Raw genomic sequence first — 7,652 nt, 5'->3', positions numbered from 1 at the left:
TCGTACATCAGTTAATTGTTTGCTTGCTTCATAATTCATAGAACTATTGTACCATATTTTGTTTCGCAGGAAGTCTATTCAAAGAATGTGAAACAATCACCCTACAACTTTTGGTATTAGCAGAAGAATTAAAAATATACGATATTCTTGGATTTTCTCAAGTACGCTTGAGAATACTGCAACATAACTCCGATTTGATTGATAAAGGAATAACTTTATTACGACTAACCAAAGAAGAGGCATTAGTTAAAATACTCGAAAAAGAAATTAATGATTTTTCAAACCTATAATTTGCAATAACTCTCATCATTTTATTATAGCAAATCGAAATAGAATGTGAAGGAATCAATTAGGGAATTTAAAGCATTTTATTCCAATGTTTTATAAGTTGTATTGTATTATTTTATATTCAATCCACTATACAAGATGAATATTTCTCTCAAGTTTCATAATCAAAATAAAAACGACTGTATCTATAGCTGTATAAATAAATCATAGATATTGTCATTTTTTAGTTCCTACCCTTTTCTTAATTCACACCCTTAGACTTTCCTAACTCCTTTCTTAGTCTAAGCATTTTTTTGAAGAAGACATAGGTTAACCAATCACTGGCAAAAGCAATAAGTAGTAATAATAGCCAAATGCCCCAGGACTTGATGTCTACCACATTTTTCAAGACGATATTGAAAAACAAGACTGAAAAAACTGTCCAAGCAAGGCTAAAAAGAGCATAGAGGGTGATGTAAATCCAGTAAAAATAGTAAAAAATTGGGAAAAATTTACTTTCTCTATTATCCTTGTCAATCCAACTGAAAAAGCAAAAACAGGGAAATATGAGCAAGGATTTAAACAAATGTTCCATCATTGACACCTCTTTTTGATAGCGTTTTCTCCATCTTCATTCTATCAAAAAAATCTGGAAATGTCATTCCAGATTCTACTTTTTTATTTGCGTTTTCTCGCGATTAAGTGAATCGGTGTTCCCTCAAAGACAAAGGCCTTGCGGATTTGATTTTCCAAGAAACGCAGGTAAGAGAAGTGCATGAGTTCTTCTTCGTTAACAAAGATGACAAAGGTTGGTGGTTTAGTTGCCACTTGGGTCGCATAGAAAATCTTGAGACGTTTTCCTTTGTCTGTCGGTGTTGGGTTGATAGCAATGGCATCCATAATGACATCGTTCAAGACCGCTGAAGGAATACGGGTGTTTTGACTCTCGCTGATTTGCTTGATCATCTCAGGCAGTTTGTGGAGACGCTGCTTGGTAAGAGCTGATACAAAGATAATCGGTGCGTAAGGCAGGTATTGGAACTGCTCACGGATATCTTCTTCCCAGTTTTTCATAGTGTGGTTATCTTTTTCAAGCGTATCCCACTTGTTGACCACGATAATCATTCCTTTACCAGCTTCATGGGCAAATCCTGCGATACGTTTATCGTATTCACGAATGCCTTCTTCCGCATTGATGACCATTAAGACCACATCTGAACGGTCAATAGCACGCATGGCACGCATGACAGAGTACTTCTCAGTATTTTCATAAACCTTACCAGACTTACGCATACCAGCCGTATCAATCATGGTAAACTCTTGGCCATCCGCATCTGTAAAATGGGTATCAATAGCATCACGCGTTGTTCCAGCTACTGGGCTGGCAATCACACGGTCTTCTCCCAAAATGGCGTTGATCAAGCTTGATTTTCCAACGTTTGGACGGCCAATCAAGCTGAATTTGATCACGTCTGGATTTTCTTCTTCAACTTCATTTGGTAGATTTTCCACGATGGCATCGAGCACATCCCCTGTCCCGATACCGTGGACAGACGAGATTGGCAGTGGTTCACCCAAGCCGAGGGCATAAAAATCATAGATATCATTTCGCATCTCAGGGTTGTCCACCTTGTTAACTGCGAGGATAACTGGTTTGTGGGTCTTATAAAGCTTACGGGCTACGTATTCGTCCGCATCGGTAATCCCTTCCTTACCAGACACGACAAAGACGATAACATCTGCTTCTTCCATAGCAATTTCTGCCTGATGCTTGATTTGTTCCATGAAAGGAGCATCGACGTCATCGATTCCCCCTGTATCAATCATACTAAACGAACGATTGAGCCACTCACCCGTTGCATAGATACGGTCACGTGTCACTCCTTCGACATCTTCTACAATGGAGATTCGCTCACCAGCGATCCGATTAAATAGGGTTGATTTCCCAACATTGGGACGTCCTACAATGGCAATAGTTGGTAGGGCCATAATTTCTCACTTTCTACAATAACTTTTTCTGTTCAAGATTTTTTCTAGTTGAGCTTGGTTCTGCTTGACCAAACTGTTCTGCTAGACGCTGACTCCAGCTTGTTGTCGCACGCGCCCCAGCATAGTCAGCCTGTACTCGGTCATAAGCCTCAATCGCATCAACTGTTTGTTCCTGATATTCTTCCTCAAATACCACCTGATTCAATGGCAAGCGAGGTTTGACTTCATGTTCTTCATTTGGAAGACCCAGTGCCATCCCAAAGATAGGGTAGGTGTAGGCAGGCAGGTTAAAGAGCTCTGCCACTTCTTCTGACTTGTACCGTACCAAGCCGATAATGACACCACCATATCCCAAGCTTTCAGCTGCCAACAGGGCATTTTGACCAGCAAGGGCCGCATCGACCGAACTAATCAAGAGACCTTCTACACCTTGGGGTTGGAAGGTGTCGGTATGAAGTCGGGCTCCCTTTTCTGCTCGGTTCAAATCTCCGACAAAGAGAAGGAAAACAGCTGACTGGCGAATGGCTTCTTGAGGTACCAATTCATACAGAGCATCTTTCTTTTCTTGACTTCGTACCACAATCACAGAGTAGGATTGGAAATTCTTCCAAGACGAAGCCATCTGGGCTGCTGTCAGGATTTCAGTCAAGTCTTCCTGAGGAAGGGCTTGCTCCTTAAATCTTCGAACAGACTTATGAGCTTTCATCAGTTTAATCGTTTCTGTCATCGGCGGTTCACTCCTTCTAAACGAGTCTCCTCAGCCAAATAACGGATGCGTTCCATGACGCGTCTGGCTTCCCAGGTTTCGTCATTTCCATGCTTCCCTTTAGCGAAATGCAGCTCCAACTCTTCAAAGTTGAAGTTGGAGGTGAAAAAGGTCGGTAAATTTTCCTGCATCCGATATTGGAGAATGACTTGCAGGATTTCATCCCGCACCCAGGCGGTTGATTGCTCAGCACCAATATCATCTAAAATCAGGACTTCAGACAGCTTAATCTCATCTACCAAGGTCTTGACATTGCCATCACCAATAGCATTTTTGACATCAATGACAAAGCTAGGATAGTGGAGGAGAGTTGATGAAACACCACGTTTTTCTGATAAATCATGAGCTAAGGCAGCCACCATGAAACTTTTACCCACACCAAAGTCTCCATATAAGTAAAGACCTTTTCGAATAGCTGGATATTGCTCCACAAAGGCTAATAGCTTTTCAAAAACTGGTAAGCGCCCCAAATCATCCAAGTCAACTTGAGCCAAACTAGCTTTCTTGAGACTGGCTGGCAGATTGATTAACTTGAGACGATTCTTAATCGCTGCTTCTTTTTCCGCTGCGATTAGTTCAGGAGTTTCTTCATAAGAAACATCCGCATAACCATGATTCATAACCAAAATAGGCTTGTAACCTTTGGCAATATAATCCGTATCCCCACGGAGAAACTTGTCACGCTCGGTGATGTATTGGTTAAACTTGGAGATACTGCGATTCAATTCCTCTGGAGTAAGGGATTCTTGCTGGATAAAGGCCGCAACATCAGGATCCTTCATGATTTTCTGGACCAAATCTTGATAATGAAAACGGCTGGGTTGACGTTTGAGTACGTCTCCGACACTTTCCATCTAATCTCCTCCTTTTTCTAATCGAGCTAATAGTTCTTGTTTCTTACGTTCTAATTCCAGACGAGTTTCCTCGCTGGTTTCATTTTTATAATCTGGATTGCTCCACTTGGGTACATTGGACTTGGTAGGACTCGGTTTACTAGCCTTTTGAGTCTGACTCTTTTGTCCTCGCTCACGGATGCGTAAGACTGCCTCTTCTGCCGAATGAATCTTTTGATAGGCATAGTCATTGGCCACCTTCATGGCATATTTCTCATTGATGTTTGCCGAATCTACCTTATTAAAGGTCAACAAGAGAATGATATTGATGACTTCGTCCAGCAAGCCCAAACCAGCCATCTGTTGCAAGAGTTCTCTTTCTGTTTGGGTAATGGTCCCCTTGCGTGTTTGCTTGATTTCTGCCAAGAACTGCAGAGCAGTTTTACTTTTGGCTTCTTTGATAATGGTTGCTTCCTTAGGATTAAAGTCAGAGGAAACCGGTTTTTGAGCAATTTTTTCCCGCATGCGTTTGGTTGAAATAACCTGGGAAACAGCTGTTGACTTGGCCAATTGATAGGTTTCAAACCAAGTCCACTTCTTCTCCTCAGCAATGGCAAAGAGGTTTAAGACATCGGATTGTTCATCCGCAAAACGAAGCCCGTCTCGAGCCATGAGCTGACGAAAATGGTCCAAGTCAAAATCATTGGCTACTTTCTTCTTGAGACCAAGGTCTTCTTGACTTCCTAGTTCTGCCAAGTCTGGAAAGACTTGATTGAGTGAGACAGAGATTTCTTCACCGTCAGCACTTTCACCTTTCAAATCCTCCACAGCTGCATCACCAATTTTTTTCTCCAAAAGTCTGCGATAAACAGGATGTTCCAAGAAGTCCTGACTCGAAAGAGGGGCATGGATAGCTAGCTGAAAAACGTCCCCTTTTTGATAGAGGGTCAAAAGATTGAAAGCAGATAGGATTTTAAAGGATTTTAAAAGTCTGTCCATCCCAAAGTTGAGATGATTGAGAATGCTTGAAAAGAGGTATTCCTTTCTACCATTATCCCAAAAACTGATCGTATAAAGATAAAGGCTCAGTGCCTCCTGACCGATAATCGGGAGGTAGCACTGTACCAGAGATGAGGTATCTTGCGACACCCGATTATTCTTTAGATAAGAAAAACGGTCAATTGGCTTCATTTATCTTTCCTTTTTCTTTTTAGAGGACTGGGTGATTTGTTGGAGCAAGCTCTCTAACTCACTGACATCCTTAAAACTACGATAGACACTGGCAAAACGCACATAGGTAATCTCGTCCAGTTCAGCCAACTCCTCCATGACGAGTGAACCAATGTCCTCACTTTGAATTTCATTTTCATTTCGACCACGGAGTTTCTGTTCGATACGATTGACTACCATGTTGATTTCATCACTTGACACAGGACGTTTCTGGGCTGAGCGGATAATTCCATTAAAGATTTTATCTCTAGAGAATTGTTCCCGTGTGCCATCTTTTTTAACAACCACTAAGGTTCTTTCTTCTACCCGTTCGTAGGTTGTAAAACGGTGCTGGCATTCGTCGCACTCACGTCTTCTACGAATGGTGTTCCCTTCTTCTGCTTGGCGACTATCGATAACACTTGACTTGGTAGCCCCACATTTTGGACAACGCATCCTTTCCCTCCTTATCGTTTTCTTTTCATTATACCATTTTTTAAACGATTCCCAAAACAATTCTTCTTTTTGCTTGACAAGTTTTTTGTTTTGTTGTATTATTTAATTAAGACAAAGAGGTGACAGAAAGGAGAACAAGATGTCCTGGACATTTGACAATAAAAAACCCATTTATTTACAGATTATGGAGAAAATCAAGCTTCAGATTGTCTCCCATACACTGGAATCCAATCAACAACTTCCAACCGTGCGAGAGCTGGCTAGCGAGGCTGGTGTCAATCCCAACACCATCCAAAGAGCCTTGTCAGACCTTGAACGAGAAGGATTTGTCTACAGCAAGCGAACAACTGGACGATTTGTAACCGAGGATAAGGAGCTAATCGCCCAATCACGCAAACAATTATCGGAAGAAGAATTGGAACACTTCGTTTCCTCCATGACCCATTTTGGCTATGAAAAAGAAGAACTACCAGGCGTAGTCGGCGATTATATTAAAGGAGTTTAAGCCTATGTCATTACTAGCATTTGAAAATGTATCCAAATCTTATGGAGCAACCCCAGCCCTCGAAAATGTTTCTCTTGACATCCCAGCTGGAAAAATTGTTGGTCTCCTTGGCCCAAACGGCTCAGGAAAAACAACCCTGATTAAACTAATCAATGGCCTCTTACAACCAGATCAAGGACGCGTCCTTATCAACGACATGGATCCAAGCCCAGCAACCAAGGCTATCGTAGCTTATTTGCCGGATACAACCTATCTCAATGAACAAATGAAGGTCAAAGAAGCCCTAACCTACTTCAAGACCTTCTATAAAGATTTCAATCTGGAACGTGCCCATCATCTGCTTGCAGACCTTGGCATTGATGAAAATAGTCGTCTCAAGAAACTTTCAAAAGGGAACAAGGAAAAGGTCCAACTGATTTTGGTTATGAGCCGTGATGCCCGCCTCTACGTTCTGGACGAACCAATTGGTGGGGTGGATCCAGCAGCCCGTGAGTATATCCTCAATACCATTATCAACAACTACTCCCCAACTTCTACCGTTTTGATTTCTACCCACTTGATTTCTGATATCGAGCCAATCTTGGATGAAATTGTCTTTCTCAAAGACGGAAAAGTCGTCCGTCAAGGAAATGTAGATGACATTCGCTATGAGTCAGGTGAATCCATTGACCAACTCTTCCGTCAGGAATTTAAGGCCTAAGCAAAGGAGATTATTATGTTTTGGAATTTAGTTCGCTACGAATTTAAAAATATTAACAAGTGGTATTTAGCCCTCTACGCTGCTGTTCTAGCCCTTTCCGTCCCCCTGGGAATGCAAGGACACTACTATAATTATATATCTTTCAAAGATAGCCAACCTTTCCTATTTATCTTTCTGGCTCTCGTCTTTGGCGGCTTGATAATTACACTTGGAATTTCAACTCTTTTCTTGATTATTAAACGCTTCAAAGGAAGTGTCTATGACCGACAAGGCTATCTGACTTTGACCTTGCCAGTGTCTGAACACCATATCATCACTGCAAAATTAGTCGGAGCCTTCATCTGGTCTATACTTAGCTCGGCTGTACTGGCCCTAAGTGCTTTTCTTATTGTGACTATAACGGCTCCAGAATGGATGTCACATTATGACTTGATTCCACTTCTAGGAACATACCTTCCTCAACTCTCTCTTGTGGGGTTATCCCTCCTACTAAATACCATTTCCAGTATCCTCTGCATCTACTTGGCTATTTCCATTGGACAACTTTTCAACGAATACCGAACAGCACTCGCTGTTGCAGCCTACATTGGGATCCAAATCGTCATTGGCTTTATTGAAGTCTTCTTCAATACCAGTGCGAACTTCTATGTCAATTCACTTGCAGGATTTAATGATAATTTCTATATAGGAGCAAGTACGGGCATTTTTGAAGAGCTCATATTCATAGCTATTTTTTATCTCGGAACCTACTATATCTTGAAAAACAAGGTTAATTTGCAATAATTTTTAAATCAAAAAGGATAACATCTATTTAAGAAAGAGGCTGGGCAAAAACCCACTTCTAACTATCAAAAAAACGAGCATTTCCGTAGTTAGAGATGCTCGTTTTCTTATGTCATGGTTTATAATTAAAATAAGAACAAAACA

At 41.2% G+C, this 7,652-nt stretch carries 9 protein-coding genes and 1 pseudogene; 4 read left to right on the top strand and 6 right to left on the bottom strand.

Translation table 11 applies throughout. The annotated features are described in order from the left end of the window. Nucleotides 1–68: 68 nt before the first annotated feature. Nucleotides 69–290, top strand: a pseudogene (rgg1518, locus tag FGQ53_RS10665) (Rgg/GadR/MutR family transcriptional regulator Rgg1518); the annotation flags it as partial. Nucleotides 291–529: 239 nt separating this feature from the next. Here rgg1518 and FGQ53_RS10660 read toward each other — a convergent pair. From FGQ53_RS10660 to nrdR, 6 genes are all read right to left on the bottom strand, one after another. After that, the gene (locus FGQ53_RS10660; protein ID WP_171019142.1) at nucleotides 530–862 is read right to left on the bottom strand and encodes a hypothetical protein; all 333 of its coding nucleotides are present in this window, start codon (nucleotides 860–862) and stop codon (nucleotides 530–532) included. A gap of 83 nt (nucleotides 863–945) precedes the next feature. Further along, on the bottom strand, nucleotides 946–2,256 hold the full coding sequence (gene der, locus FGQ53_RS10655; protein ID WP_138338662.1) for a ribosome biogenesis GTPase Der: 1,311 nt from the start codon (nucleotides 2,254–2,256) through the stop codon (nucleotides 946–948). 13 nt (nucleotides 2,257–2,269) lie between these two features. Next, nucleotides 2,270–2,983 carry an NADPH-dependent oxidoreductase gene (locus FGQ53_RS10650; protein WP_138338659.1) on the bottom strand — a complete coding sequence of 238 codons (714 nt, stop codon included), beginning with the start codon at nucleotides 2,981–2,983 and terminating at the stop codon, nucleotides 2,270–2,272. Beyond that, complete coding sequence (dnaI, locus tag FGQ53_RS10645) at nucleotides 2,980–3,876, bottom strand: primosomal protein DnaI (protein ID WP_033683212.1); 897 nt, start codon at nucleotides 3,874–3,876, stop codon at nucleotides 2,980–2,982. The genes FGQ53_RS10650 and dnaI overlap by 4 nt, the downstream gene beginning before the upstream one ends. Continuing rightward, the gene (locus tag FGQ53_RS10640; protein ID WP_138338657.1) at nucleotides 3,877–5,046 is read right to left on the bottom strand and encodes a DnaD domain protein; all 1,170 of its coding nucleotides are present in this window, start codon (nucleotides 5,044–5,046) and stop codon (nucleotides 3,877–3,879) included. After that, nucleotides 5,047–5,520: a transcriptional regulator NrdR gene (gene nrdR, locus FGQ53_RS10635; RefSeq protein ID WP_001203672.1), complete on the bottom strand. Its 474-nt coding sequence runs from the start codon at nucleotides 5,518–5,520 to the stop codon at nucleotides 5,047–5,049. Between the two features lie 139 nt (nucleotides 5,521–5,659). Between nrdR and FGQ53_RS10630 the strand changes: the two genes are divergently transcribed. Genes FGQ53_RS10630 through FGQ53_RS10620 form a run of 3 tightly spaced genes read left to right on the top strand, consistent with a single transcriptional unit; the run spans nucleotide 5,660 to nucleotide 7,508 of the window. Further along, nucleotides 5,660–6,025 carry a GntR family transcriptional regulator gene (locus FGQ53_RS10630; protein ID WP_070482968.1) on the top strand — a complete coding sequence of 122 codons (366 nt, stop codon included), beginning with the start codon at nucleotides 5,660–5,662 and terminating at the stop codon, nucleotides 6,023–6,025. Nucleotides 6,026–6,029: 4 nt separating this feature from the next. Further along, entirely contained in the window at nucleotides 6,030–6,725 is a 696-nt protein-coding gene (locus tag FGQ53_RS10625; RefSeq protein WP_000054197.1) for an ABC transporter ATP-binding protein, read from the top strand. Nucleotides 6,726–6,740: 15 nt separating this feature from the next. Continuing rightward, nucleotides 6,741–7,508, top strand: coding sequence for a hypothetical protein (locus FGQ53_RS10620; protein ID WP_138338654.1), 768 nt, complete (start codon nucleotides 6,741–6,743; stop codon nucleotides 7,506–7,508). The last annotated feature ends 144 nt before the right edge of the window (nucleotides 7,509–7,652 follow it).

Source organism: Streptococcus mitis, assembly GCF_005844455.1.
Lineage (GTDB): Bacteria > Bacillota > Bacilli > Lactobacillales > Streptococcaceae > Streptococcus > Streptococcus mitis_BF.
The sequence above is the reverse complement of the archived record's forward strand: the minus strand, read 5'-3'. Positions and strand labels throughout refer to the sequence as shown.